Genomic DNA, 26164 nt, shown 5'->3' with positions numbered 1-26164 from the left:
GAGAAAGGGTTCAGCGCTTCTCGTCCTGCGCCAGATACTTGTGATAGAGGAAGCGTTGGCCGACGCGGCGAAACGGCGCGAAGCCCTTCCATCGCACCTTGCCCATCACGTTCGGATATTCGAGCGCGGAATCGTAGATCGGCAGATCGTCGCGACTGTGCTGCCACTTGCCCGCGACGCGCTCGGCAAGACGCCGTCCCGCATGCGCGGAAAACGACACGCCGTTGCCGCCATAGCCGACCGCGTAAAAGATGCTCTGCTGCGGATCGGGCTGTGCGACGCGCGGCATCATGTCGTGGCTCACGTCGACCCAGCCCCACCACGAATAATCGATACGAATACCCTTGAGCGACGGAAACTTGCGATGCAGGCCTTCGATCAGCACGTCCATATGCCGCGGGTTCGATGCATCCGCGCCGGTGATCGCGCTGCGGCTGCCGATCTGCACGCGGTTATCCGGCAGCAGCCGATAGTAGAAGCGCAGCGTGCGCGTATCGGTGATGACCTGACGCGTGCGAAAGCCCGTCGCCGTCAGTTCTTCCTGCGTGAGCGGGCGCGTCACGAGCGAGTTCGAAAGAATCGGCATGATCTTCGCGTCGAGCGTGCGATGCATGTCGTTGCGCGTATAGCCGCCTGTCGCGAACGCCACGGCCTTGGCGCGAATCACACCGCGCGGCGTGCGCACGTGATGCACGCCGCGAATCGTTTCGACATTGAGTACAGGCGTACCCGGATGCACCTTCACGCCGAGCGAGCGCGCCATGCGCAGATAGCCGAACGCGAGCTTGAGCGGATGCACGCCGATACCATCGGGTTCGAGCAACGCGCCGCAGCTCTCGCGATCGTCGACATACGATTGCGCGACTTCCTTCGCGCTCAGCATGCGCGTGTCGTAGCCGAAGACATCGCGCATGACCCTGCACTCGTTGGTGAGGAAGTCCATCTTGCGTGCCCGATGCGCGATATACAAATGCCCGCCCGGCTGCGGATCGCACGCGAATTCGCCGATCAGCCGCTTGAACGTGTCGAAGCCTTCGCGAATCTCGGCATCGAGCTTGAGCGCCGTCTGCTTGCCCCAGCGTTCGATCCATTGCGACCTGTAGAGACGGCCGCTCGCGTTCTGCCCCTGGCCGCCGTTGCGGCTCGTGCAGCCCCACGCGGTGCGGTTCGCATCGACGACCATTGCGCGGATGCCATGCTCGCGGGCCAGAAAGAGCGCGGTGGATAGACCGGTGAATCCCGCGCCGACAATCAGCACGTCGACATCGGCATCGCCGGGCAAGGGGCCGTCGTCTTCGGGCGGCTCGCCTGCTGTCGCCACCCAGTAGGTAGGCGCGTAATTCATCGCCTCGCGGCCGATGGGCGAAACGAGCGGATCGTAGAGCGGATCGTATGGGGCGCACGCGCCACGAAGGGCCGGCGCAGCGAAATCGAGAGTAGCCACCGATAACTCCTTGGAAAGTACCCTCATACTGCACCGAACTTTTTTTGCCGCTTAGTACCAGGCCGAAACCATCGTTAGTGCCAGGGCGGCATGTGCTGCACCGTGATTTTTTGAATTTTCTGGCCCTAGCGAATGGCCGTTTCTGGCACTACGCCCGGTCAATTTTGTTTGGCCATACTGGACCGAATCACCTTCCTCCCGCGCAGATCGGTTCTCGCGCGGAGCCAATGATCATACGGAGTGGACCATGCTCAAAGTCCTGATCGGACTCGGTTTGCCTTTTATCGGCGTCGTCGGCTTGCTGCCGTGGGCTGCGTCGAACGATTTCTACGTGCTCGGCATTCCGTTTATTTACGCGTGGATTTTCGGCTGGTTCGTCCTGACGTCCGTTTGTCTGCAACTGTGCTGGATCTTGTTCGACAAAAAAGCTGAACGGCGCGAGCCGCGCGGCGCATAGAGGAGAAAGTCAGCATGGCTTCCACGGTATTTCTGGGCTTCATTGCGCTGTCGCTGTGGCTGGCGATACGCGCGGGCAAGGGACGCGGCTCGCAGAGCGTGCATGACTTCTTCGTCGCGTCGCGCCAGTTCGGCGCGTGGCTCGTATTCTTTCTCGCGGCGGGCGAAATCTACAGCATCGGCACGATGGTCGGGTTTCCCGGCGGCATCTACGCGAAAGGGCCGACCTACGGCGTGTGGTTCCTCGGCTATATCCTGCTCGCCTACCCGATCGGTTATTTCGTCGGACCGAAAATCTGGGAGGCGGGCAAGCGGTATAACGCGATCACCTTGCCGGATCTCTTCAAGGGACACTTCGCGAGCCGCGGACTGGAACTGATCGTTGCAATTTCTGCGCTCGTGTTTCTGCTGCCCTGGGGTCAGTTGCAGTTCACCGGCCTGGTCGCCGCGCTCAAGGGTCTGGGCTGGAACTTCAATCCCGTCTATCTCATCATGATCTCGGCGCTGCTCGCGTTCGCCTATATCGCGATTGCCGGCGTGCGTGCGTCGGCGTATATCGCGATTTTGAAGGACATCCTGATGGTGGCGGCCATCGTCATTACGGGCGTGGCGGTGGCATGGGAAGCGGGCGTCGAGCCGGTGTTCAGGGCAGCGAGCCAGCACGTATCGAACGCGATGAACGCGCATCAACTCACCTTCTCGATGAGCACGATGCTGTTCCAGTCGCTCGGCTTCTACGTGATGCCGTTCGCCATTCAGAATTTCTTCACCGCGAAGAGCGCCAACACGATCCGTCGCTCGCAGGTCGTGATGCCGCTCTACATGCTGATGTATCCGTTCCTCGTGGTCGCGTCGTACTATGCAATCGCGCAGAACGTGCCGCTCGGCTCGCCCAACGAAGCGTTCTTTACCGCTGTCGTGCATCTGCTGCCGCCGTGGCTCGTCGGTCTGGTCGCGGCGGGCGCGTCACTCTCGGGGCTCTTGGTGCTCGCGGGCATCTGCCTTGCGATCGGCCCGGTGGTCACGCGCAATCTGCTGCCGAACATGCCGGAGACGCGCCAGAAGGCCAGCGCAAAAGTGGTGATCGGCCTGTATCTGCTGCTCTCTATCGGCATGACGCTCGCGACGCCCAATCTCATGCTCACGCTCATCAACATGACGTACTACGGCGTCACGCAGTTCTTCCCCGGCGTGATCGCCATCGTGTTCGGCCTGCGCGTGAGCGCGCGTGCGATCGCTTCAGGGTTGCTCGTCGGACAAGTGCTCGCGGTTGTCCTGTACGCGTTGAACGTCGATATCGCGGGCCTGAACCTCGGCCTCGTGTGTCTCGCGGCGAATGTGCTCGTCGTGTTTCTCGCGAATCCTGGCGCGGGCCGCAAGCATGTTCACGCCGATCTGATCCACTCGAACGACTCATGACCCACACCGACAACAACGCAGTCAAAGTGCTCGTCGCACGCAGAATCGTGACGATGAATCCGCAACAGCCCGTCGCCACGCATGTGGCGATCCGCGACGGCAAAATTCTCTCCGTCGGCACGCTCGACGACATGCGTCAATGGACCGGCGCCGAACCCGACACGACCTTCGCCGACAAAGTGCTGATGCCGGGTCTCGTCGAAGGCCACTCGCATTTGATGGAAGGTGCCATGTGGAGCGCGGTCTATGTCGGCTACTACGAGCGCCGTGGCCCGGACGGCACGCGCTGGCCCGGTCTGCAATCGCTCGACGCAGTGATCGAGCGATTGCAGGACGCGCAGCGCGAACTCGACGACCCCGCCGCGCCCTTGCTCGCCTGGGGCTTCGATCCGATCTTCTTCGGCAGCGAGCGCCTGACTGTCACGCAACTCGATCGCGTATCGGCAACACGCCCGATCGCCATCCTGCATGCGAGCGTGCATCTGATGAACGTGAATTCGCCGATGCTCGACGTCGCGGGCATCGATGAAGACACGGATGTCGACGGCATCGTAAAAGATGCGCACGGCAAGCTCACCGGTGAGTTGCAGGAGTTCGCTGCGATGTTTCCGGTGTATCGCGTGATCGGCGCGAAGCTCTCGCTTTCCGCGAGCGACAATCCGGATGCGATCCGCGCGTTCGGTCGTGTCGCGCAACTCGCGGGCGTGACGACGGCCACCGACCTGCTCAACGATCTCTCCGACCAGGGCATGCGCAACCTCGTCGAAGTGACGCGCGACGCGCGCTTTCCGATTCGCCTCGTGCCCGCGTTCGGGCCGCAGCGCAATCCTGAAGGCGGCCCGGCGCGCGTGCTCGAAGCAATCGAACTCAACTCCGACAAGCTGCGCTTCGGGCCGGTGAAATTCATCGTCGACGGTTCGATTCAAGGCTTCACCGCGCGCCTGCGCTGGCCGGGTTATGTGAACGGCAAACCGAACGGCTTGTGGCTGATTCCGCCGGAACAGTTTGTCGAGACCTTCCTGCCCTTCCATCTCGCCGGTCTGCAACTGCATATCCACACGAACGGCGACGAAGCCACCGAACTCGTGCTCGATGCAATCGAAACGATCGTGAGTCGCCATCCGCGCGCGGATCATCGGCATACGCTGCAGCATTGCCAGATGGCCGATGCGCGGCAACTCGCACGCGCCGCGCGTCTCGGCATGTGCGTGAACTTCTTTTCGAACCACATCTATTACTGGGGCGATGCGCACTACATGCAAACCATGGGCGCCGATCGTGCGAACCGCATGAACGCGGCGGGCACGGCGAACGCGCTCGGCATCACGTTCGGTCTGCACTCGGATGCGCCGATCACGCAGCTCAATCCGCTCTTTACTGCGTGGTGCGCGGTGCAGCGCGAGACGGCCTCGGGACGCGTGTTGGGTGAAGCGGAACGTCTGAGCGTAGCCGATGCATTGCGCGCGATCACGCTCGGCGCGGCGCATACCATCGGTATGGACGATGTGATCGGCAGCATCGAAGTGGGCAAGTTCGCGGACTTCGCCGTGCTCGATGAAGATCCGCGCGAGGTTCCGCAAGAGCGTCTTGGGCGCCTGCACGTGTGGGGCACGATACTCGGCGGCCGCGTGTTTCAGGCACCTGCATCATGACGCCGATTCCGCTCGCCGTCATCGGCGGCTATCTCGGTGCGGGCAAGACGACGCTCATCAACGCGCTCTTGACCAACACGCAAGGCCGCCGCGTCACGGTGCTGGTCAACGACTTCGGCGCGATCAATATCGATGCCGCGCTGATCCGCGAGCGCAGCGACGATGTGATCGGCCTGGAGAACGGCTGCGTGTGCTGCTCGATCGGCGGCAAGCTGATGGAGACGCTCATCGATATCGGCGCGCGCGACGTGCGGCCTGATCTGCTCGTGATCGAAGCGAGCGGCGTGTCGGATCCGCTGCGCATCGCGCAAGTCGGCATGCTCGATCGCGCGTTTCGTTTGCAGGGCATCGTCGTGGCGGTGGATGCGGAACGCATCGAGGACACGCTCGCGAATGCGTATATCGGCGATATCGCGCGGCGGCAGATAGAAAGCGCGACTTCGATCGTATTGACCAAGACCGATCTTCTCGACGAAGCGGCGGCGCACACCGCGCGCGCTCGCGTCATGGCGCTCGCACATACGCGCATCGTGTTTGAAGGCGATCGAGGTAAGGTGCCCGGTGCGTTGTTTTTCAGCGAAGATGCGGCATATCGCGAACGCATCAAACCGCACGCATTCATGCCATCGCGTCATCTTCCCGAAACACTGCGCAGCTTCACGTTTCGCTCCGGTGAATGTTTCGATCGGGCGAAGCTCAAAGCGGCGTGTGCGTCGTTTTCCGATCGGCTCCTGCGGGCAAAGGGTTTCGTGCGTTTCAGCGATGGCGCCTGCGCGGAGATTCATGTCGTCGGCAGGCGATGGCATATCACGCCGCGCCGCGATATCGATGTTTCAGACACGCAGATCGTGGTGATCGGCCTGCTCGATGCGGACGAGATCGAGCGCGCGTTAGGTGCGGCTTCTGCGGCGCGCACCGAGCCATGCGGCGAGCTTCGCGAATAGCGTCATATCCGGCGGCACGGATAGATCGACGGCAAAGTGATGCCGATAATACGGGCTCAGATCGAGCCCAACGCCGAGCCCGAGCACTTCCACCTTGCGCGCCGTCTCGTGCTTGTCGACGACTTCGCGCAAATGCTGGTCGAGGTAATTCGCGTCGTTGGCCTGCGCGGTTGCACTGTCCATCGGGCTGCCATCCGAAATGACGACGACGATGCGTCGCGCTTCATCGCGCGCAAGCAGTCGCGCGCAAGCCCAGTCGAGCGCTTCGCCGTCGATGCCTTCGCGAAACAGATCGGCCTTGAAAAGCGCGGCAATATCGCCGCGCGCGACACGCCAGCTCGCATCGCCTTCCTTGAATATCATGTGGCACGCTTCGTTGAGCCGCCCCGGATACTTCGGCTTGCCCCGGGCCTGCCAGTCGAGCTTCGCGCGTCCGCCGTTCCATGCACCGGTCGTGAAGCCGAGCACTTCGGTCGCGACGCTTGCCATGCCGAGCGCGCGCACGAGCACATCGATCATCACGGCAACCGGTTCGATGCTTGCCTTCATCGAGCCCGAGCAATCGATCACGAAGCTCACCGCGCAGTCCGCATTCGGCCGTTCGCGTTCGCGCCTGAACACGCGTCGCTCGCCCGGCGATGCGACCACTTGCGCGAGACGCCGTCCGTCGATGCGGCCGTCTTCCTCGCCGAACGACCAGCCATCGCGGCGCGGCATCGCTATCGAAGCCTGCAGCATGCGTGCGAGTCGCGGCACGTTGATATGTCTCGCGGCGATCAGATCGTCGAGGCGCTCGCGATATTCGCGCAGCAGCGCGGCTCGAATGCGTGTGGCCGGGCGGATGGTCTCGTCGTAGCGCTTCGTGAACACGCGGTACGCTTCGCCCGATGCTTCGCGCGCACTGCTCTCACCGCTCATCGCGAGCGCAAGCCGTTCGAGTTCGCCCTCTTCGTCGTCGATATCGAACCATGTGCCGAGCATCGTGCGCGCGGCTTCTTCATCGTCGTCGTCGGACGATGCATTGTGCTCGACGAACGCATGCCGCACATCGCGCACCATCGCGCCGATGCGACGCGCGATATCGAGCGCATGGACCGCATACGCGCGTTGATCGCCGCGATGCCGCCGCAGTCCTGCCAGCGCAACGCCGAGCGATGGCGCGAGCGCCGCGCGCGTCGCTTCGATCAGTCCTTCGGTCTGTTCGAGCACGGCATGCCCGGAAAGACGCGAGGCCGCCATTTGCGCGACCGTGTAGATCAACAGACCGATGTCGCTGTCGAGCAGTCCGGCTTCATGGCACGCGCGCGACCACGCATCGAAGCGATGCTGCACGTTGCGCCGCACGCCTTCCATGCCGGCGGGCGCGAGCGTTTCGCAGCGCAATTGTTCGAGCATCTCGAAGATCACACGCGCGACCGGATCGTCCGGCATCGATTCACGATGCCGCGCCGCATCCGAATGCGCGATGCGCAGCGCCGACGCATCCGCCGCACCGCGCGTCGATGCGAGCGGCTCGTCGTCCCGGCGTTCGCCGCGTAAATGCGGCGCCTGCAACGCAACCGGCTGCAAATGGCGATACAACCTGCCGCCTCGATAATGCAGCGCGCCATCGCCCGTCAACGCACGAACGGTTGCCGCGCACAGCGCATCGCGCCGTGCAAGCTCGCGCGGGCCGCTCATTTCGCGGGCCCCTCGCTTTCCGTATGCCATTGCGACGGCGTTTCGAGTTCATCGCCGAACGCGCGCTGAAAATATTCCGCGACGATCGGCCGTTCCGCTTCGTCGCATTTGTTCAGGAAAGTGAGACGCAGCGCGAGCTTCACATCGCGGAAGACCTCGCAGTTTTCCGCCCAGTTGATGACGGTGCGCGGCGACATCAGCGTCGAGAGATCGCCGGACTGGAAGCCGCGTCGCGTGAGCCCGGCCATGCTCACCATGGAATCGACGAGCGCGCGGCCCGCGTCGTGATCGAACTGCGGCACACGCGCGAGCACGATGCGCGCCTCTTCTTCCCGCGACAAATAATTGAGTGTCGCGACCACGTTCCAGCGGTCGATCTGCGCGTGATTCAGCATCTGCGTGCCGTGATACATGCCGTTCAAATTGCCGAGGCCTATCGTGTTGGTCGTCGCGAACAGGCGAAAAAAACGATGCGGCTGGATCACGCGGTTCTGGTCGAGCAGCGTGAAACTGCCTTCGCGTTCCAGAATGCGCTGGATCACGAACATCACGTCGGGGCGGCCCGCGTCGTACTCGTCGAACACGAGCGCAATCGGCCGCTGAAGCGCCCAAGGAACGATGCCTTCCTGAAACTCGGTGACCTGAACGTCGTCCCGCACGACGATCGCGTCCTTGCCGACGAGATCGAGCCTGCTCACGTGGCCGTCGAGATTCACGCGCATACACGGCCAGTTGAGCCGCGCCGCCACCTGTTCGATATGCGTCGACTTGCCCGTACCGTGCAGCCCTTGCACCATCACGCGACGGTTGTAGGCGAAGCCTGCCAGGATCGCCATCGTCACTTCCGGATTGAAGCGATACGCGTCATCGATTTCCGGAACGTGCGGATCGCGTGTGCTGAATGCGGGCACCTGCAGGTCCGTATCGATGCCATACAGCGTGCGCACGGACACTTTCCGGTCCGGCTCGTCCATCCATGTTTCGCGCATCATGATGCATTCGTCTCCCAGTGCCGAACGCTCATGATAGCTGTGAATTTTTTTCGGAACAAATTATTTCGTTTATTTTTATCCATTCGGCCTATGAAGGGCTGATCGGCACCTCAATTACAATTATGTCGAACGAATTCAATGGAAAAGCGCCGATGGACAAGCCCGATACGCCCACGCTGCGAGCATTCGCGTTGCTCGAATATCTCGTGCAGGCGGGGAATCCCGTGTCGCTGACGGAGATGGCCGACGACATGGGCATGCCGAAGCCGTCGCTGCACCGCATGCTCGCGTCGCTCGAAGCGGGCGGTCTTGTGATCCGCGAACCGGGCGACAAGAACGCGTACGTCGTCGGGCCGCGCCTCGCCCGGCTCGGTCTCGACGTGATGACGCACGCAGGCGCGCGCCGCCTGCGCCACGCGATTCTCATGCGGCTCGTTTCCGATCTCGGCGAAACCTGCAATCTCACGATGCTGCACGAAAACGAAGTGCTGTATCTGGATCGCGTCGAGGCGCCTTGGCCGCTGCGGCTAGACCTGAAGCCCGGTTCGCACGTGCCGGTCTGGTGCAGCGCGAGCGGCAAGCTGCTGCTTGCAATGTTGCCGCGCGAGGAACGCAACACGCTCGTACGCTCGATGAAACTCGAGCGCTTCACCGCCAACACCATCACCGATACCGAGATGCTGGAAGCGGAACTCGACCGCATCGCGAAGAAGGGCGTCGCGATCGACAACGAGGAATTCGTGCAGGGCATCGTGTGCGCCGCCGCGCCTATCGTCGATGCGGACGGTGCCTGCATCGCGGCGATTGCCGTGCACGCGCCGGTGTCGCGCTCGCCGCTGTCGCGCGCGCTGGAAATGGTGCCGCGCCTGAAAGAAGCCGCCGAGGATCTGCGCAAAACCTTCTGAACTCGCGCGCCTAAAGCATAAAACTGCAACCGCTTGTTCCGGAAATTCTGGCGCGATGGGGCGATTACGGGTTAAAGTACCCCGTAATCCGAAACCAATTGTTCCGTTTCCGGTTATGCGCGAAGTCACTCATCTCGACCCCGCCGAGCACGCCGGCGAAGAAGCACGGACACTCCGTCCGCTCGCGGTGCTCGAACAGCTCGCGGCGGCCGGACACCCCTACACGCTGTCGCAACTCGCCGCGCGGCTGCGCATTCCCAAGGCGACGCTCCTGCGCCTGATCGACGCGCTCGAAACGCAGGGCTACGTCACCCACATGCCGGACTCGCGCGGCACCGACCGCGGCATTGCGCTCGGGCCCCGCGCCGCACAACTCGCGCTCGCGACGCTCGCCAACAATTCGTTCACGCGCGCGTGCCGCTCGATCCTGCGCGCGCTCGTCGACGTGATCGGCGAAAGCTGCAACCTCACCGCGCTCGACGGCGATACCGTCCTGTATATCGAGCGCGTTGAGACCGCCGAGCCGCTGCGCCTGCACATGCAGGCCGGCATGCGCGTGCCGCTGCACTGCACGGCGAGCGGAAAGCTGTTTCTCTCGCAGATGCCGCTCGCCGAGCGCCGGCAAATTCTCGGCCGCCTGACGCTCACAAAGAAAACTCATCGCACGCTGACCGACCGGGCGCTGCTCGAAAGCGAACTGGAGCGCCTTGCCGCGCGCGGCATCGGCATCGACAACGAGGAATTCGTGCTTGGCATGGTGGCGGTCGCGGTGCCCATCACCGACGCCGCAACCGGACGCGTGCTCGCGTGCCTCGCCGCGCACGCGCCGACCGCGCGCGCGAATCTCAACGATCTGCTCCAGGCCGTGCCGCAGTTGCGCGACACCGCCGTCAGGCTCGCGACGCTCATCGACGCATCCGATGGCCTCACGCTGATGGCGCGGCATCGCCCATCGGGGCGCTAGTTTTTTTCTCCGCAGACGTCCGCCGTTCAGGCCGCGACGTCGTCCCGTCACGCTCGCCCCGGCATCGTTCCGATTTTTTTAGAAACAAAACATTCCGTTTTTCTAAAAAATAGTTGACGTCGATCGCACCTCATCCTACGATGCTCTCACGACACATATTTCGGAACCAAACGTTCCGCTTTTCATCCGGAGACATCTCATGAGCGAGCACGACCAAGCCCGTCCCTCCCAGACCACGCTCGCCGCGACCCACGCGGCGCCGAGCGGTCCACAGGCGATGACCCCATCCGAAGCCTTCGTCGAAACGCTCGCCGCCAACGGCGTGACCGAGATGTTCGGCATCATGGGTTCGGCTTTCATGGACGCGATGGACATCTTCGCGCCCGCCGGCATCCGCCTGATTCCCGTCGTTCATGAGCAGGGCGCCGGTCACATGGCCGACGGCTATTCGCGCGTGTCGGGACGTCACGGCGTCGTCATCGGGCAGAACGGTCCGGGCATCAGCAACTGCGTGACGGCCATCGCGGCGGCGTACTGGGCGCACAGCCCGGTCGTGATCGTCACGCCGGAAGCGGGCACCATGGGTATCGGTCTCGGCGGCTTCCAAGAAGCCAAGCAACTGCCGATGTTCCAGGAATTCACGAAGTATCAAGGCCACGTCACGCATCCGGCGCGCATGGCCGAATACACCGCGCGCTGCTTCGACCGGGCGATGTCGGAAATGGGCCCGACGCAACTCAACATTCCGCGCGACTACTTCTACGGTCAGGTCAAGGTCGAGATCCCCAAGCCCCAGCGTCTCGATCGCGGCCCCGGCGGCGACCAGAGCCTGAACGAAGCGGCCGATCTGCTTGCCGAAGCGAAATTCCCCGTGATCATTTCGGGCGGCGGCGTGGTGATGTCCGACGCCATCGAGGAATGCAAGGCGCTTGCCGAGCGTCTCGGCGCGCCGGTCGTCAACAGCTATCTGCATAACGATTCGTTCCCGGCCAATCACCCGCTGTGGTGCGGCCCGCTCGGCTATCAGGGCTCGAAGGCCGCGATGAAGCTGCTTTCGCAGGCCGATGTCGTGATCGCGCTCGGCTCGCGGCTCGGACCGTTCGGCACGCTGCCGCAGCACGGTCTCGACTACTGGCCGAAGGAAGCGAAGGTCATCCAGATCGATGCTGACCACAAGATGCTCGGCCTCGTGAAGAAGATCTCCGTCGGCATTTGCGGCGATGCGAAGGCAAGCGCCATCGCGCTCACGCAACGGCTCGCCGACCGCACGCTTTCGTGCGATGCGACGAAGGATGCCCGCGCGAAGACCATCGCCGCCGAGAAGGCCGCGTGGGAGAAGGAACTCGACGAGTGGACGCACGAACGCGACCCGTACAGCCTCGACATGATCGAGGAACAGAAGAGCGAGCGTCCGTTCAGCGGCGGCCAGTATCTGCATCCGCGTCAGGTGCTGCGCGAGCTCGAGAAGGCGATGCCGGAAGACGTGATGGTCTCGACCGACATCGGCAACATCAACTCGGTCGCGAACAGCTATCTGCGCTTCAACAAGCCGCGCAGCTTCTTCGCGGCGATGAGCTGGGGCAATTGCGGCTATGCGTTCCCGACGATCATCGGCGCGAAGGTGGCGGCGCCGCATCGTCCGGCCGTCTCGTATGCGGGCGACGGCGCCTGGGGCATGAGTCTGATGGAAACCATGACCTGCGTGCGCCACAACATTCCGGTGACGGCCGTGGTGTTCCATAACCGTCAATGGGGCGCGGAGAAGAAGAATCAGGTGGACTTCTACAACCGTCGCTTCGTCGCGGGCGAGCTCGATAACCAGAGCTTCGCCGAGATCGCGAAGGCGATGGGCGCGGAAGGCATCGTCGTCGACAAGCTGGAGGATGTCGGCCCGGCGCTCAAGAAGGCCATCGATCTGCAGATGAATCACGGCAAGACGACGATCATCGAGATCATGTGTACGCGCGAACTCGGCGATCCGTTCCGCCGCGACGCGCTCTCGAAGCCGGTTCGTATGCTCGACAAGTACAAGGACTACGTCTAAGTCCTCCGTCACGCCGCTCCGTGCCCGGAGCGGCGTTTTTCGTGACCCTAACGAGCCCGCCATGAAAGCCATGCACCGCATCATCGATCAGGCTCGCGGCCTGCCGATGCGCATCGTCCTCTCCGAAGCCGAAGACACGCGCGTGTTGCAGGCAGCGCAACGCGCGCACAAGGAAGGCATTGCGCGCATCGTGCTCGTCGGTTCGCGGGCGCGCGCGTATCAGGTGGCGGATGGCGCGGGCATCGATCTCGAAGGCATCGACGTCATCGATCCTTCTGCTTCAGCACTGACACAGCGCTTCGCCGAGGAACTCTTCGCGTTGCGCGAGAAAAAGGGCATGACGCCCGAGCAGGCGCGCGCCGCCGTGCTCGATCCGCTGTGCTTCGCCAACCTGATGGTGCGCACGGGTGACGCCGACGGCTCGGTGTCCGGCGCCGTGAACACGACGGCGGATGTCGTGCGTAACGCCATCCAGATCATCGGCGTGCGTCCTTCGTTCAAGCTCGTGTCGAGCTTCTTTCTGATGATGTTGTGCGAGCCTTTTCATACGATGAAAGGCGGCCTGATCTTTTCCGATTGCGCGCTCGTCGTCGAGCCGAATGCGGAGCAACTCGCCGAAATCGCGATGGCCGCCGCCGACAGCGCGCGCAGCCTCCTGATGGAAGATGCGCGCGTCGCGATGCTGTCGTTCTCGACGAGTGGCAGCGCGCATCATGCGGCTGTCGATAAAGTGATCGACGCCACGCGGCGCGTGAAAGAAGCGCGCCCGGGCCTCGCGATCGACGGCGACGTGCAGCTCGATGCGGCGATCGTCGCGGAAATCGCGCTGCGCAAGGTGCATCACTCGCAGATCGAAGGGCACGCGAATACGCTGATCTTTCCGAGCCTGGAGGCGGGCAACATCGGCTACAAGCTGGCGGAACGCATCGGCGGCGCGAAGGCTATCGGACCGTTGCTGCAAGGGCTCGCGAAGCCCGCCAACGACCTGTCGCGCGGTTGCAGCGCCGACGACATCTATCACGTGATCGCCGTGACCTGCGTGCAGGCGCAAGCGGCGCGGCACGCAACACGCTGAGCCGCATCATGGATACGCGAATCGACACCGAAGCGCTCGTCCAGCCCGACACGACGGACAGCGCGACGCTCGCGGAAAACACCGCGTCTGCGCGCGCCGACACGCCCACGTTGCGCGCCTTCAGCGTGCTCGAATATCTGGTCGCGGCGAAAGGCGCGCTGTCGCTGGCGGAGCTTGCGAGCATCGTCGAGCAGCCGAAGGCGTCGCTGCACCGCATGCTGCAATCGCTCGAAGCCGGCGGCTTTGTCGCGCGCGAGCCCGGCCAGAAGAATGCCTATGTGATCGGTCCGCGGCTGGAGCGTCTTGGCGTCGATGTGATGATGCACAGCGGCGCCCGCCGTCAGCGTCATGCGATTCTCGCGGGCCTCGTCGCCGATCTCGGCGAGACCTGCAACCTGAGCATGCTGCATGAGACACAGGTGCTCTATCTCGACCGCTGTGAATCGACCTGGGCGCTGCGCCTCGAACTCAAGCCCGGCTCGCATGTGCCCGCGCATTGCAGTGCGAGCGGCAAGCTGCTCCTCGCGATGATGCCGCGCGACGAACGGTGCGCACTCGTCCGGGCAATGCCGCTCGAACGCTTCACGCCCAACACGCTCGACGATCCGAACCTGCTCGAAGCCGAATTGGATCGCATCGCGCATAAACACATTGCGGTCGATAACGAAGAATTCGTGCAGGGCATTGCCTGCGTCGCCGTGCCGGTCTTCGACTCGCGCGGCAAGTGCATTGCGGCCATCGCCGTGCACGGTCCGGTCTCGCGCATGACGCTCTCGCGTGCGCTGACTTTCGTGCCGCGTCTTCAGCGCGCGGCGGCGGAACTCGCGGCCACGTTCTGATGCGTCGCAGCATCATTAGTTCGGATTACGAATCAAATAAAGCGCATTGGGGACAACCCGAATCGCCCCTTCGATTCTGAATCGAATACCGCATTTTTCGTTTCACTTTCGCGCACGTCCGCGTTTTTCTCTTGGCTTCTCGGCCCGCATCTTCCACATTGAACGAAACGCCAAACGAAACGATTCGTTCCAGAAGAAGACTCCAGGAGACAAGTCTCATGCAGCAAGAAGTCGATTACATCGTCGTCGGTGCGGGCTCGGCAGGATGCGTGCTCGCCAACCGTCTGAGCGCCGATCCGACCAGCACGGTGCTGCTGCTCGAAGCAGGCGGACGCGATACGAGCCCGTGGATTCATATTCCCGTCGGCTACTTCAAGACGATGCACGATCCCGAACTCGACTGGTGCTACCGCACCGAGCCGGACGACGCGGTCGCCGGACGCAGCATCGACTGGCCGCGCGGCAAAGTGCTGGGCGGCTCCAGTTCGCTCAACGGCCTGCTCTACGTGCGCGGTCAACGCGAGGATTACGACCGCTGGGCCGAACTGGGCAATGCAGGCTGGAGCTTCAGGGAAGTCCTGCCCTACTTCAAGAAGTCGGAAGATCAGGAACACGGCGCGAGCGACTATCACGGCGCGGGCGGACCGTTGAAGGTGTCGGACCTGCGCTTGCGTCGCCCGATCGCCGATCATTTCATCGCGGCGGCGCAGGAAACGGGCATTCCGTTCAACGAGGACTACAACGGCGCGACGCAGGAAGGCGTCGGCTATTTTCAGCAGACGGCCTACAAAGGCCTGCGCTGGAGCACCGCAAAGGGCTTTCTCAAGCCCGTGCGCGAGCGCCGCAACCTGATCGTGCAGACGCGCGCACAGACGCGCCGCGTGCTCTTCAACGGCCGCGAAGCCATCGGTATCGAATATGTGCATGACGGCGTCGTCAAGACGGTTCGTGCGCGCGTCGAAGTGATTCTCGCGGCCGGTGCAATCGGCTCGCCGCAGATTCTGCAGAACTCGGGCGTCGGTCCGTCGAGCGTGCTCAACAACGCGGGCGTTCAGATCAGGCATGAGTTGCCCGGCGTCGGACGGAATTTGCAGGATCATCTGCAAGTGCGGCTCGTGTTCAAGACGCGTGAGCGCACGCTCAACGACGAAGTCAACAATCCGCTCAAGAAGGCGCTCGTCGGATTGCAATACGCGTTCTCGCGCACGGGTCCGCTCACGCTCGCGGCGAGTCAGGTCGTGATCTTCACGCGCTCGTCGCCCGCGGCTACGCGTCCCGACATCCAGTTTCATATGCAACCGCTCTCCGCCGACAAACCCGGTCAGGGCGCGCATCCGTTCTCGGCGTTCACGTCCTCCGTGTGTCAGTTGCGTCCGTTCAGCCGCGGCAGCGTGGAGATCCGCTCGAACGATCCGCTGCAATATCCGGCGATTCACGCCAACTATCTGTCGGACGAACGCGATCATCCCATCGTGATTGGCGGCATCAAGGTTGCGCGCCGTATCGCCGCCGCGCCTGCGCTTGCGAAGCACATCGAGTCGGAGTTCATTCCCGGGCCTGACTATCAGACCGATGCCGATCTGCTCGATGTCGCGCGCAAGTTCAGCCAGTCGATCTATCACCCGGCGGGCACCTGCAAGATGGGCAGCGACGCGCTCGCGGTCGTCGATGAACGCCTGAAGGTGCGCGGCATCGGACGCCTGCGTGTGGTCGATGCATCGATCATGCCGGAGCTCGTCTCGGGCAACACGAATGCGCCCGTCATCATGATCGCGGAGAAGGCCGCCGACATGATTCTCGAAGACCGGCGTTATCGACAAGTGACCCAGCAAGTGACCCAACAAGTGACCCAGCAAGTCACGCACGAAGAAGAGCAACCGCAAGCCGTTTTGCAAAAGCGCATGGCCCATGCAGGACAAAGAGACTGAACACAAGTCTTGATCCATACGTAGCGATAAGCAGACATACGGAGACAACCATGAACGCACTGCCCCGAACCGATGGCAAGCAGATGAGGAAAGTCGTCGTCGCCAGTCTCATCGGCGCGACGATCGAGTGGTACGACTTCTTTCTATACGGCGTGGTCGCCGGCATCGTCTTCAACAAGCTGTACTTTCCGAGCGGCGATCCGCTCATTTCGACGATGCTCGCCTACGGCACCTTCGCCGTCGGCTTTCTGAGCCGGCCGCTCGGCGGCGTGATCTTCGGCCATTTTGGCGATCGCCTTGGTCGAAAAAGCATGCTCGTGATGACGCTCACCATCATGGGCGTCGCGACCGTGCTGATCGGCATGGTGCCCACTTACGCGCAGATCGGCATCTGGGCGCCGTCGCTGTTGTTGCTGCTGCGCGTGTTGCAAGGCATCGGGCTGGGCGGCGAATGGGGCGGCGCAGTGCTGATGGCCTTCGAATATGCGCCCGAGAACAAGCGCGGCTTCTACGCGAGCATCCCGCAGATCGGTCTCGCGCTCGGCCTGTGTCTTTCGTCGGGCGTGGTGGCGGCTCTGTCGCTCACGCTGACCGATGCGCAGTTCCTCGCGTGGGGCTGGCGTCTCGCGTTCTTCCTGTCGTTCGCGCTGGTTTTGATCGGCATGTATATCCGCCTGAACGTGATGGAAACGCCGGAGTTCGCGCGCATCCAGAAGACGGGCGGCGAGTCGCGCATGCCGATTCTCGAAGTGCTCTCGAAGTATCCCGGCAACACGATCGCGGGCATGGGCGCGCGCTTCATCGACGGCGTGTTCTTCAACGTGTTCGGCGTATTCTCGATTTCATATCTGACGGGCACGCTGCATCTGCAACGCACCGATGCGCTGCTCGGCGTGATGGTCGCCGCCTTCGTGATGATCTTCACGATTCCGTTTTTCGGGCGCCTGTCGGATCGCATCGGCCGCGCGCGCATCTACTTCTGGGGCTCGCTCGCAACGGGTCTCTCGGCGTTCTTCGGCTTCTGGCTGATGAAGAACAGCGGCGGCAACACCATGCTCGCGTGGCTCGCGGTCGTGATTCCGCTGGGCGTTGTTTATGCGTCGATCTACGGACCGGAAGCCGCGCTCTTCGCCGAACTCTTCGACGCCAACGTGCGTTACTCGGGCATCTCGTTCGTGTATCAGTTCTCGGGCATCTTCGCGAGCGGCATCAGCCCGATCATCGCGACGTGGCTCCTGCAGCGCAACGGCGGCGATCCGTGGATGATCGCGAGTTATTGCCTCGGCGCGGGCATTATCAGCGCGCTATCGGCGGCGTGGGTCGGATTGCGGCAGCGGCGCTCGATGGCGTTTTCCGTGAGCTGAGCTTCCCACTCGTTCGACGAAGCCGCCGCGCCGAGCTTTCGGCGCGGCGGCTTTTTCATCGTACTGGCCATGCGTGCAAGCGACACGTAATATCCATGGATTACCGACACTTCTTGCAGGAGACATGCATGCCGACCCGCCCAACCGCCACGCTTTGGGCGCAGCTTTTCGAGCGTTCGCGGGTCTCGGGGATGAGCTTGCAGAACCAGATCCGCCAGATGATCGTCAACGCGATCCTGAGCGGCCACATCACGCCCGACTCCGCGCTGCCTTCGAGCCGCGAACTCGCGGATCAACTGAACGTGTCGCGCAATACGGTCGTGCTCGCGTATCAGCAACTCGTCGAGGAAGGCTATCTCGTGTCGCGCGAGCGCAGCGGCCATTTCGTCAATCCGGCCACCGACGAGCTGCAGCGCGGCTTCACCGCGACCAATTTGAGCGATGCGCCTGCCATCGACACGCAGCAAGGTCATCCCGACTGGAGCGCGCGCATCAAGCATGCGCCTTCGAATCAGCGCAATATCGTCAAGCCGTCGAACTGGCAAAGTTACGAATACCCCTTTATTTACGGGCAATTCGACACCGAACTCTTTCCGACGAGCGACTGGCGCGAGAGCTGCATGCACGGCCTTTCGGTGATGGAGATACGCAACTGGGCACCCGATCTTATCGAACGCGATGATGAAACGCTCGTCGAACAAATCCGCACGCGCGTGTTGCCGCGCCGTGGCGTGTTCGCGATGCCGGAGGAAATTGTCGTGACGAACGGCTGTCAGCAGGCGCTCTATCTGATCGCCGATCTGATGTGCGGTCCGCAAACGAAAGTCGGCATGGAGAATCCCGGCTATCCCGACGCGCGCAATATTTTCCAGCATCACAATGCGCAGATCGTGCCGCTGCATGTCGATGACGAAGGCGCGGTGATCGACGACGAAAGCATCGTTGCCAACTGCGACTACGTGTATGTGACGCCGAGCCATCAATGCCCGACCACGGTGACCATGCCGATCGAACGGCGGCGCCGGTTGCTCGATCTGTCGGTGAAGCACGACTTCATCGTCATCGAGGACGATTACGAGAGCGAGAACTCGTTCTCCGGCACGCCGCATCCCGCGCTGAAGAGCCTCGATACGGCGGAGCGCGTCGTGTATATCGGTTCGTTGTCGAAGACGCTCGCGCCCGGTTTGCGGCTCGGTTATATCGTGGCGCCGCGCACGCTGATCCGCGAATTGCGCGCGCTGCGTCGCCTGATGATCCGGCATCCGGCGGCGTATATTCAGCGCGCGTTCGCCACCTTTCTCGCGCTCGGGCATCACGACACGCTGTTGCGCAAACTTGGGCGCGTCTACAAAGAGCGCGCCGAAGTGTTGATGGATGCGCTCGCCACGCATCTGCCGGAGCTGCGTGCATCGAAGGTGACGGGCGGCGCGTCGTGCTGGGTCGAAGGCCCGCCCTGGCTCGATGCAACGCGTCTCGCGAAAGATGCGCAGGCGCTCGGCGTGCTGATCGAACCGGGCAGCGTATTCTTCGCCGATCCCGCCGATGGTCAGCGCTGCTTTCGCATGGGCTTTTCAGCGATTCGCGCGGAGTTGATCGAGCCGGGTGTGCGGGCGCTGGCGCAAGTGGTGCAGCAGCGCCGACCCTGATCTTACGCGCCTATTTCCAAGGCGCCATCGCATGAAAGACGCCATCGCGCCGCACGAGCGCATGAAACAGCGCCGCCGCGAGATGCACCACGATCAACGCAAAGAAGCACAGCGCGAGAAACTTGTGCGCGTTCCATAGCAACGTATGCAATGAATTGCTATGCGGCAGCAGCGACGGCAGCCGCACGCCGAACACTACAACCGGATAATCCGCCGCCGACAACATGCCGTAGCCGAGAAGCGGCAGCCCGATCATCAGCGCGTAGAACGCATAGTGCGACAAGTGAGCGGCGAGCTTCATCGGCTCGGGCATATTCGCGGGCAGCGGCGGCGCGCCGCGTGTGATGCGAACCACGAGACGAATCAGCGCGAGCACGAGTATCGCCACGCCGAGCGGCTTGTGAATCGAGACCAGCGTCAGATAGTCGGGCTTGACCGTCGACACCATGCCCACGCCGATAAACAGCATCGCGAGGATGCATATCGCCATGATCCAGTGCAAGGCGCGTTGCAGCGGCGAGAAGCGCTGCTCGTTGGTCGCGTTCATTGCTTGGCTCCTTGCGGGGGCGTGTGCGGGTAATCCTTGTCCTCCGCCGTGCGCCGGTTGAACGACACCGAATAGGCGGCGGAACGCGCGGCGGGAAAGGGATCGTCGGACACGCGCATGCCCGATGGCAGCACGGTCGGATCGAAGTTGAGATCGCGGCAAGGACCGTCCGGCTCGGGCTCGATGGCCTTCACGACCAGCGTGCCCACTTCCACCGTATGACGGTCCGGCGGCCACGCCTTGCTCGGATCGGCCGTGGGATCGCCGGGATTCGCAACCGTGACGACCATCGCCCAGCGTTGCGGCGCGCTCTGCACACGCTGCGTGATGTCGGCATCGAGGAAATTGGCGCCCTTCTGCTTCAGTTCATCCGGGGTGACATTTTCCGGTTTTGCCGCGGGGATGAAGGACCAGCGCACGGTCTGGTCTTGTCCTTCCGCATTCGTGAAGACGAAGCTGTTGAGGCTGTTGTAGCGATCGTCCGCATAAGAAGCGGTCCACGGCGCGCTGCCCGCCCACGCGCCGAACGCCGCGATCTCCGGATGCGCGCCGGCGAACTTCTGCATTGCCTCGGGATCGCTCTTGTTGGCGAGCGCGCGTTGCAGATCGTAGAAAGCCTGCGGCGTCGCGACGGGGAAGAACGGCGCGTCGATCATGGCGGAGCGCCATTCGCTTCGATCCGGCATGAGGACGCGCAAGCTCAGGCCGCGCACGCGCGCCATGGCGTCCGATGCCTTCGGGTCCGGGGTCGCGAGATTGAAGCGGCCGGTGACGGGCCAGGTGCCCTCAGCGAACATTTTGGCTTTGGAGAGCGCGGCGCCCGAACCGTTGGATTCGAAATCGCCGGTAAAACAGATGCCCTTGGCGTGATTGCGCCTGAAACCCGGCACCGCGCCGCCGGGCGGCGCAAGGCTGCCGACGATCTTCGCGGGCGTGAGGCGGTTCGGCGAAAGCCAGCCTGCCGTATAAGCGAAGACCGCAACCAGCGCGACGACGATAGCCGCGATGAGGATCAACGAAGGGACGGCCGAGCGCGGGGAGGCGTTTTTGTCAGTCATCGAGTCTCTCGATCAACGATTCTGCGGCAAAGCTAATCTAGCAGCGTGACGCGAATCGTGCCAGAAACGCGCAACAATCTCAGGCATCCTCCCATATCCAGTGCGCACGGATTAACGTTTAATTCATACGAAAGTAAAAACGACTCACTGGTAAAAATACCCTCCATTTGTTTCAACGGTTACGACTTTTATTCCGATCAAACGTTTACTTTCTCTTCATGAGAAAGTAATCTTGCGTCCGTCGTGGCGCCATTGAGCAAGTATTGCCATTGCCATGACGAGAAACCGGTAATTTTGGCGTCGCAGCGCTAAATGCTGCGATCCTCTCGCTGTTTTCTCTCTTCAGCGGATATGCACGGGCAAACGTTTGCCCGCTGTTAGTCATGTCCGCCCAATCCGCTCGGCCATCGATGCAACCGGCCGATCGTCGCCGTTTGGCTTTAAGCCGCTTAGCGTCCGAATTTCATATCGGATCGCGCCTTGATATTACGGGCGTTTGATTCGCATCACTAATCAAGCGCGTCTTTTATATCGGTTCTGGATTGAAGTCCGTGGATCGCAATCATCCATTAGTACTCCGTATTTAATATGAAGAATCTGGATTGCCTGCCCTTTCATACGGCCCGTTTATTCTCCGTGTCGAAATCTTTCACTGTCGCCAGCGCAGTTGCGGCAAGCGTGTTGCTCGCGGCCTGTGGCGGCGGCGGTGGCGGCAGCGATGCCTCGCCGGGCGCCGCGAGCGCCAACGCGGCCAGCAACGCCGCGCCCGCATCGTCGACCGGCACGACGAACCCGGCATCGACTTCGTCGGCCAGCACGTCGTCCGGCAATGCCGGTTCCACAGTAAGCAACGGTTCGGGCAGCGCGAGCACGGTCTCGTCGAACGTCGCGGCGCAGAACGCGCAGAGTGCGCAGAGTGCACCCAGCGCGCCAAGCACCGAAAGCCAGCAAAACGCTCCGAGCACGCAAGCCGGACAGCCCGCAGCCACCGCGCCTGCGTCGAACGCATCCACGACGCCCGTATCGAACACGTCGCCGGCAACCGGTTCATCGACCGCGAAGTCCATTTTCTACGGCGTGAACGGCCATAACAACGAAGGCGGCGCCTACGACATCTCCAGCCCCGCCCTGCAACTCTCGCAATTGCAGACGCTCGGCGCGAAGCTGTATCGCAACGAGGTCTACAGCCAGGCCAGCGCGACGAAGCTCGCAGGCGTCGCGAAGACGATGGCGGCAGGCGGCGTCACCGTGTTCCCGGTGCTCTTGTCGGGCATCGACTTCAACAGCGAGAACGACGCCTACAACGCGGGCTATGCACTCGGCCAGCAGACGGCGACCGCGTACAAGTATCCGTACTACGAGGTCAGCAACGAACTGGGCGCCGAGGCGCTGACCGGCAATGTCGACGGCGTGTATCCGCAGCACTTCGACAACACGAAGTTCCAGAAGGCGCGCGGCGTGATTCGCGGCATGATCGACGGCATCAAGTCGGTTGATACGAACGGCAAGATCGTCATGGGCGGCGGTGCGTGGCTGCACTACGGCTTCGATCAGATGCTCGCGAACGGCACACAGCCCGACGGTTCGACGGGGCATCCGGTCGTGAACTGGGACATCACCGCGTGGCACTGGTACTCGGATCAGGGCGATATCGCCAACGCATGCGGCGGCACCGGCTGTCACGACGTGCTCGGCGTGCTGCAGCAATTCGGCAAGCCGATCTGGATCACCGAGTACGGCGTGCGTCCGACCTACGGCAGCGACCAGCAGATCGCGTCATACCTCGTCGGCGACAAGATGATGGCGGAATTCGTCGCGGTGGCGTCGAAGTACAACGTGCAGGCGATTCAGGCGTACGAACTGTACGACGATCCGCCGGGCGGCGAAGGCGCGTACGGTCTGCTGAAGAACGACGGCAGCACGCAGAAGGCCTCGTTCACCGCGTACAAGAGCTTCGCGGCGAGTAATCCACGCTGATCATGACGAAGGCCGGGTTCAGTCGATGAACCCGGCCTTCGTGCTTTTATGCGTGGATGCGGGCGGTTGACAGAGCTTCTCGTCGACATCAGACTGCGGTCGTTCTCGTTTTCCATTGCGCCGTTCCAGGCCACCACGCATCGATGCCGACCACCCAGCTCTCCGTTTTCTTCTTCCTTCAAGCCGCCGTCATCGTGCTGGCGAGCCAGTTCGTGGGCCGGCTCGGGCAGCGTCTCGGCCAGCCGCAGGTCGTGGGCGAAATGATCGCCGGCGTGCTGCTCGGACCGTCGCTTTTCGGGCTGCTGTTGCCGCAATGGCAGCAGGCGCTCTTTCCCAAGGCGACCGTGGGCATGCTCTATGTCGCCGCGCAACTCGGGGTCGGGCTCTATATGTTTCTGGTCGGCACCGAGTTTCGCACCGAGCATTTCCGCACGCACGCGAAAAGCGCGATGAGCGTCTCGCTCGCGGGCATCGTCGCGCCGTTCGCGCTCGCTTTCGCGATGATGCCGTGGCTGCACACGATCCCCGGCCTCTTCGCCGACAAGGTGCGGCTCTACGAGGCCTCGCTGTTCCTCGGCGCCGCGATCGCCATCACCGCGTTCCCGATGCTCGCGCGCATCATCCACGAACGCGGGCTGACCGGCACCGCACTCGGCACGCTCGCACTCACGGCAGGCGCATTCGACGACGCCGCCGCATGGTGCATCCTGGCCATCGTGCTCGCGAGCTTCGGCGGCTCGTGGATGGGCGCCTACGCGGCAATCGGCGGCGGCGCGGCCTTCGCGCTGTTCATGATCTTCGCGGGCAACAAATTGTTGCGCAGGCTCGCTGCCGGGCTGAATCCGGACAAGCCGCTGCCCCATAGCGTGCTCGCCGCCGTGCTCGTGCTGTTCTCGCTGTGCGCCTTCGCGATGGACGCCATCGGCATTCATGCGGTGTTCGGTGGCTTCCTGCTCGGCATCGCACTGCCGCGCGGACCGCTGACCGAAAAGCTGCGCGAGATGCTGCAGCCGTTCGTCGTCGTGTTCCTGTTGCCGATGTTCTTCACCTACTCCGGTCTCAACACGCGGCTCGACATGCTGATGGATCCGGGCATTGCCGTCGCGGCCGCCGCGATCCTGTTCGCTTCGTTCGGCGGCAAGGGCATCGCGTGCTGGGCGGCGGCGCGGCTGAACGGCGAGCCTTCCGGCGACGCGATGGCCATCGGCGCGTTGATGAACGCGCGCGGGCTGATGGAACTGATCATCATCAACATCGGGCTCGCGGCGGGCGTGATTCTGCCGCGCCTGTTCTCCATCCTCGTATTGATGGCCGTGCTCAGCACGCTCATGGCGACGCCGCTGTTCAACTGGATCGTGCGGCGGCAGGCGGCGATGCAGTCGGCCATCGCGCGCTAGCCTGCGCTCAAGCGTCGCTCAAGCGTCGCTCAAGCGCGCCGCAGCCATTCGCGCCAGCCGCCGTACTCCGTGATATCGACGGCGCCGTCAAGCCCGTAGGCCTCGCAAACGAAGCCGGTCTGCCAGCTTCCATCCGCGAGTTCCACCTGGCCGAGCGCGAGCGGCGCGGGAATGCCCGCGAGAAACGAGCCGAATTCGGCACTCGGCATCTCCCATACTTCGACGGCGATGGCCGCGCCGTTGGCTTCGTCGCGCATCATGCCGGGCCGCTGCACCGCGCCGCCCGCCAGCGCATACAAGCGATAACGCGGCGCGCTCTTCGTCGCTGCGACGATCCGCGCGCCGCGTGCCTTCAACTGCGCGTTCAGCGCAAGCCCGTCGAGATGCGCGCCGCACACGACGAGCTTCATCCGGTCATGACGTGCAGCACGCGCGGGCGCATCGGTGTCCTGCTGCGCGCCGCCGATCAGCGGCACGGCAAGCTTGCGATGCAGCGCATCGGCCACGCTCAGCAGATATTGATCCGTGAACGCGCGGCCGAACAGCGTCACGCCCCACGGCAAGCCGTTGCGCATGAAACCCGCGGGCGCCGCGACGGCCGCATAGTCGAGCAGGTTCATGAAGTTGGTGTAATGCCCGAGCAGCGAGTTCGGGCCGATCGGATCGCGTTCGAGTTCCGCCAGCGTGACCGGCCGTGGAATCGATGGCGTCAGCACGCAGTCGAGATTGGCGAGCGCGGCATCGCAACGGTGTTTCAGCGCCTGCAGCTTGTATTGCGCATGAAACGCATCGACGGCGGTCGCGCCGGGGGCTTTCGCGAGCACATCGCGAATGACGGGCAGCACGGCATCCGGTTGCGACTCCATCAACGCACCGGCCACGCTGTAACGCTCGGCCACCCACGGACCTTCATAGAGCAGACGCGCTGCATCGGTGAAAGGCGTGAAGTCGATTTGCACGGACTGTCCGCCGATTGCTTCAAGCGCCGCACACGCCTGCGTGAAAAGTGCGGGGCTTTCCTCGCAGCCCGCGAATTCGAGCTGACGCGGCACGCCGAAACGAAAACGCTTCACGGTGCCGAACGCCGTCGCATCGTTCCATTGTGGATTCGCGCGGCTGTAGGCGTCGGCGGGATCGTGGCGCGCGGTGAGCGCGAGCAGTTCGCTCGCCTCGCTCGCGGTCGCCGTGAAGTAGGTCACGCAATCGAGCGTGCGGCATGCGGGCACGACGCCCGCCGTCGACAACAAGCCCTTCGTCCCCTTCATGCCGACGAGATTGTTCAGCGCGGCAGGCACGCGGCCCGATCCGGCCGTATCGGTGCCGAGCGCGAAGCTCGCGACGCCGAGCGCCACCGCCAGCGACGATCCCGCGCTCGATCCGCCCGACGGATACGCGTCGAGCACGCTGTTGCGGCACTTGCCATACGGCGAGCGCGTGCCGTTGAGGCCGGTCGCGAACTGATCGAGATTCGTCTTGCCGATAGGCACCGCGCCGAGCGCGACGAGCTGCGCCACCAACGTCGCCGATTCGACCGGCGTGTAGGCGAAGGCGGGACACGCGGCCGTCGTCGGAATGCCGGCGAGATCGATGTTGTCCTTGATCGCGAACGGCACGCCGTAGAGCGGCAGCGAATCGATGTCGCGTGCGTCGAGCGCCGCGAAATAAGGCTCGATTTCTTCATCGGACAGAAGATGGATGAAGAGCTTGTAGTCGGGATTCAGCCGCGCGGCACGCTTGCGCAATACGGCGATGAGCGCGCGCGGCGTGGCGCGGCCTTCGCGATAGGCCGCGCGCAATGCCGGAAGACGCAGATCGGTTGACGCCATGTTCAAT

At 63.1% G+C, this 26164-nt stretch carries 21 protein-coding genes; 14 read left to right on the top strand and 7 right to left on the bottom strand.

Annotated features, from left to right (window positions below):
- Positions 1–10 precede the first annotated feature (10 nt).
- The gene (locus BRPE64_RS21080) at positions 11–1444 is read right to left on the bottom strand and encodes an NAD(P)/FAD-dependent oxidoreductase (RefSeq protein WP_016346872.1); all 1434 of its coding nucleotides are present in this window, start codon (positions 1442–1444) and stop codon (positions 11–13) included.
- 247 nt (positions 1445–1691) lie between these two features.
- Here BRPE64_RS21080 and BRPE64_RS21075 point away from each other — a divergent pair, with 247 nt between their 5' ends.
- From BRPE64_RS21075 to BRPE64_RS21060, 4 genes are read left to right on the top strand one after another with little or no spacing between them, the layout of a single operon-like run.
- Positions 1692–1901 (top strand): DUF3311 domain-containing protein, encoded by a 210-nt coding sequence (locus tag BRPE64_RS21075; RefSeq protein WP_016346871.1) that lies wholly within the window; start codon positions 1692–1694, stop codon positions 1899–1901.
- Between the two features lie 14 nt (positions 1902–1915).
- On the top strand, positions 1916–3319 hold the full coding sequence (locus BRPE64_RS21070; protein ID WP_016346870.1) for a sodium:solute symporter family protein: 1404 nt from the start codon (positions 1916–1918) through the stop codon (positions 3317–3319).
- Positions 3316–4971: an amidohydrolase gene (locus BRPE64_RS21065; RefSeq protein ID WP_016346869.1), complete on the top strand. Its 1656-nt coding sequence runs from the start codon at positions 3316–3318 to the stop codon at positions 4969–4971. Before BRPE64_RS21070 ends, BRPE64_RS21065 begins: the two co-directional genes overlap by 4 nt.
- Entirely contained in the window at positions 4968–5915 is a 948-nt protein-coding gene (locus BRPE64_RS21060; protein ID WP_051180512.1) for a CobW family GTP-binding protein, read from the top strand. The genes BRPE64_RS21065 and BRPE64_RS21060 overlap by 4 nt, the downstream gene beginning before the upstream one ends.
- On the opposite strand, the gene BRPE64_RS21055 is transcribed toward BRPE64_RS21060, so the two are convergent.
- Together BRPE64_RS21055 and BRPE64_RS21050 are read right to left on the bottom strand one after the other, a co-directional pair.
- The gene (locus BRPE64_RS21055) at positions 5862–7595 is read right to left on the bottom strand and encodes a cobaltochelatase CobT-related protein (RefSeq protein WP_016346868.1); all 1734 of its coding nucleotides are present in this window, start codon (positions 7593–7595) and stop codon (positions 5862–5864) included. The two genes, BRPE64_RS21060 and BRPE64_RS21055, sit on opposite strands and share 54 nt — an antisense overlap.
- Positions 7592–8587 (bottom strand): AAA family ATPase, encoded by a 996-nt coding sequence (locus BRPE64_RS21050; protein WP_016346867.1) that lies wholly within the window; start codon positions 8585–8587, stop codon positions 7592–7594. Before BRPE64_RS21050 ends, BRPE64_RS21055 begins: the two co-directional genes overlap by 4 nt.
- 152 nt (positions 8588–8739) lie before the next feature.
- Here BRPE64_RS21050 and BRPE64_RS21045 point away from each other — a divergent pair, with 152 nt between their 5' ends.
- From BRPE64_RS21045 to pdxR, 8 genes are all read left to right on the top strand, one after another.
- Positions 8740–9492 carry an IclR family transcriptional regulator gene (locus BRPE64_RS21045; protein ID WP_044042992.1) on the top strand — a complete coding sequence of 251 codons (753 nt, stop codon included), beginning with the start codon at positions 8740–8742 and terminating at the stop codon, positions 9490–9492.
- 115 nt (positions 9493–9607) lie between these two features.
- Positions 9608–10456, top strand: a complete 849-nt coding sequence (locus BRPE64_RS21040) for an IclR family transcriptional regulator (protein ID WP_016346865.1) — start codon at positions 9608–9610, stop codon at positions 10454–10456.
- A gap of 277 nt (positions 10457–10733) precedes the next feature.
- Positions 10734–12500, top strand: a complete 1767-nt coding sequence (gene xsc / locus BRPE64_RS21035) for a sulfoacetaldehyde acetyltransferase (protein ID WP_016346863.1) — start codon at positions 10734–10736, stop codon at positions 12498–12500.
- Between the two features lie 61 nt (positions 12501–12561).
- On the top strand, positions 12562–13575 hold the full coding sequence (gene pta, locus BRPE64_RS21030; protein WP_016346862.1) for a phosphate acetyltransferase: 1014 nt from the start codon (positions 12562–12564) through the stop codon (positions 13573–13575).
- Positions 13576–13583: 8 nt separating this feature from the next.
- Positions 13584–14414, top strand: coding sequence for an IclR family transcriptional regulator (locus BRPE64_RS21025; RefSeq protein WP_016346861.1), 831 nt, complete (start codon positions 13584–13586; stop codon positions 14412–14414).
- Positions 14415–14632: 218 nt separating this feature from the next.
- The gene (locus BRPE64_RS21020; protein WP_016346859.1) at positions 14633–16342 is read left to right on the top strand and encodes a GMC family oxidoreductase; all 1710 of its coding nucleotides are present in this window, start codon (positions 14633–14635) and stop codon (positions 16340–16342) included.
- Positions 16343–16392: 50 nt separating this feature from the next.
- On the top strand, positions 16393–17706 hold the full coding sequence (locus tag BRPE64_RS21015) for an MFS transporter (RefSeq protein ID WP_016346858.1): 1314 nt from the start codon (positions 16393–16395) through the stop codon (positions 17704–17706).
- Between the two features lie 128 nt (positions 17707–17834).
- On the top strand, positions 17835–19352 hold the full coding sequence (gene pdxR / locus BRPE64_RS21010) for a MocR-like pyridoxine biosynthesis transcription factor PdxR (protein ID WP_044042989.1): 1518 nt from the start codon (positions 17835–17837) through the stop codon (positions 19350–19352).
- A gap of 10 nt (positions 19353–19362) precedes the next feature.
- Here the strand turns inward: pdxR and BRPE64_RS21005 are convergent, their stop codons facing one another.
- The 3 genes from BRPE64_RS21005 to BRPE64_RS31955 form a co-directional block, all read right to left on the bottom strand.
- On the bottom strand, positions 19363–19899 hold the full coding sequence (locus BRPE64_RS21005) for a cytochrome b (protein ID WP_016346856.1): 537 nt from the start codon (positions 19897–19899) through the stop codon (positions 19363–19365).
- Positions 19896–20957, bottom strand: coding sequence for a catalase family peroxidase (locus BRPE64_RS21000; protein ID WP_044042826.1), 1062 nt, complete (start codon positions 20955–20957; stop codon positions 19896–19898). Before BRPE64_RS21000 ends, BRPE64_RS21005 begins: the two co-directional genes overlap by 4 nt.
- A gap of 614 nt (positions 20958–21571) precedes the next feature.
- Complete coding sequence (locus BRPE64_RS31955) at positions 21572–22024, bottom strand: hypothetical protein (RefSeq protein WP_016346854.1); 453 nt, start codon at positions 22022–22024, stop codon at positions 21572–21574.
- Positions 22025–22034: 10 nt separating this feature from the next.
- Between BRPE64_RS31955 and BRPE64_RS20990 the strand changes: the two genes are divergently transcribed.
- Positions 22035–22934, top strand: a complete 900-nt coding sequence (locus tag BRPE64_RS20990) for a glycosyl hydrolase (RefSeq protein ID WP_016346853.1) — start codon at positions 22035–22037, stop codon at positions 22932–22934.
- A 143-nt stretch (positions 22935–23077) separates the two neighbouring features.
- Entirely contained in the window at positions 23078–24331 is a 1254-nt protein-coding gene (locus tag BRPE64_RS20985; RefSeq protein ID WP_016346851.1) for a cation:proton antiporter, read from the top strand.
- 29 nt (positions 24332–24360) lie between these two features.
- Here BRPE64_RS20985 and atzF read toward each other — a convergent pair whose 3' ends face one another.
- A complete protein-coding gene (gene atzF, locus BRPE64_RS20980) occupies positions 24361–26157 on the bottom strand; it encodes an allophanate hydrolase (RefSeq protein WP_016346850.1) in 1797 nt (598 codons plus the stop codon).
- Positions 26158–26164 lie beyond the last annotated feature (7 nt).

The sequence above is a fragment of the Caballeronia insecticola genome (genome assembly GCF_000402035.1).
Lineage (GTDB): Bacteria > Pseudomonadota > Gammaproteobacteria > Burkholderiales > Burkholderiaceae > Caballeronia > Caballeronia insecticola.
Note: the sequence above shows the minus strand (reverse complement) of the source record. Positions and strands in the feature narration are given on the sequence as shown.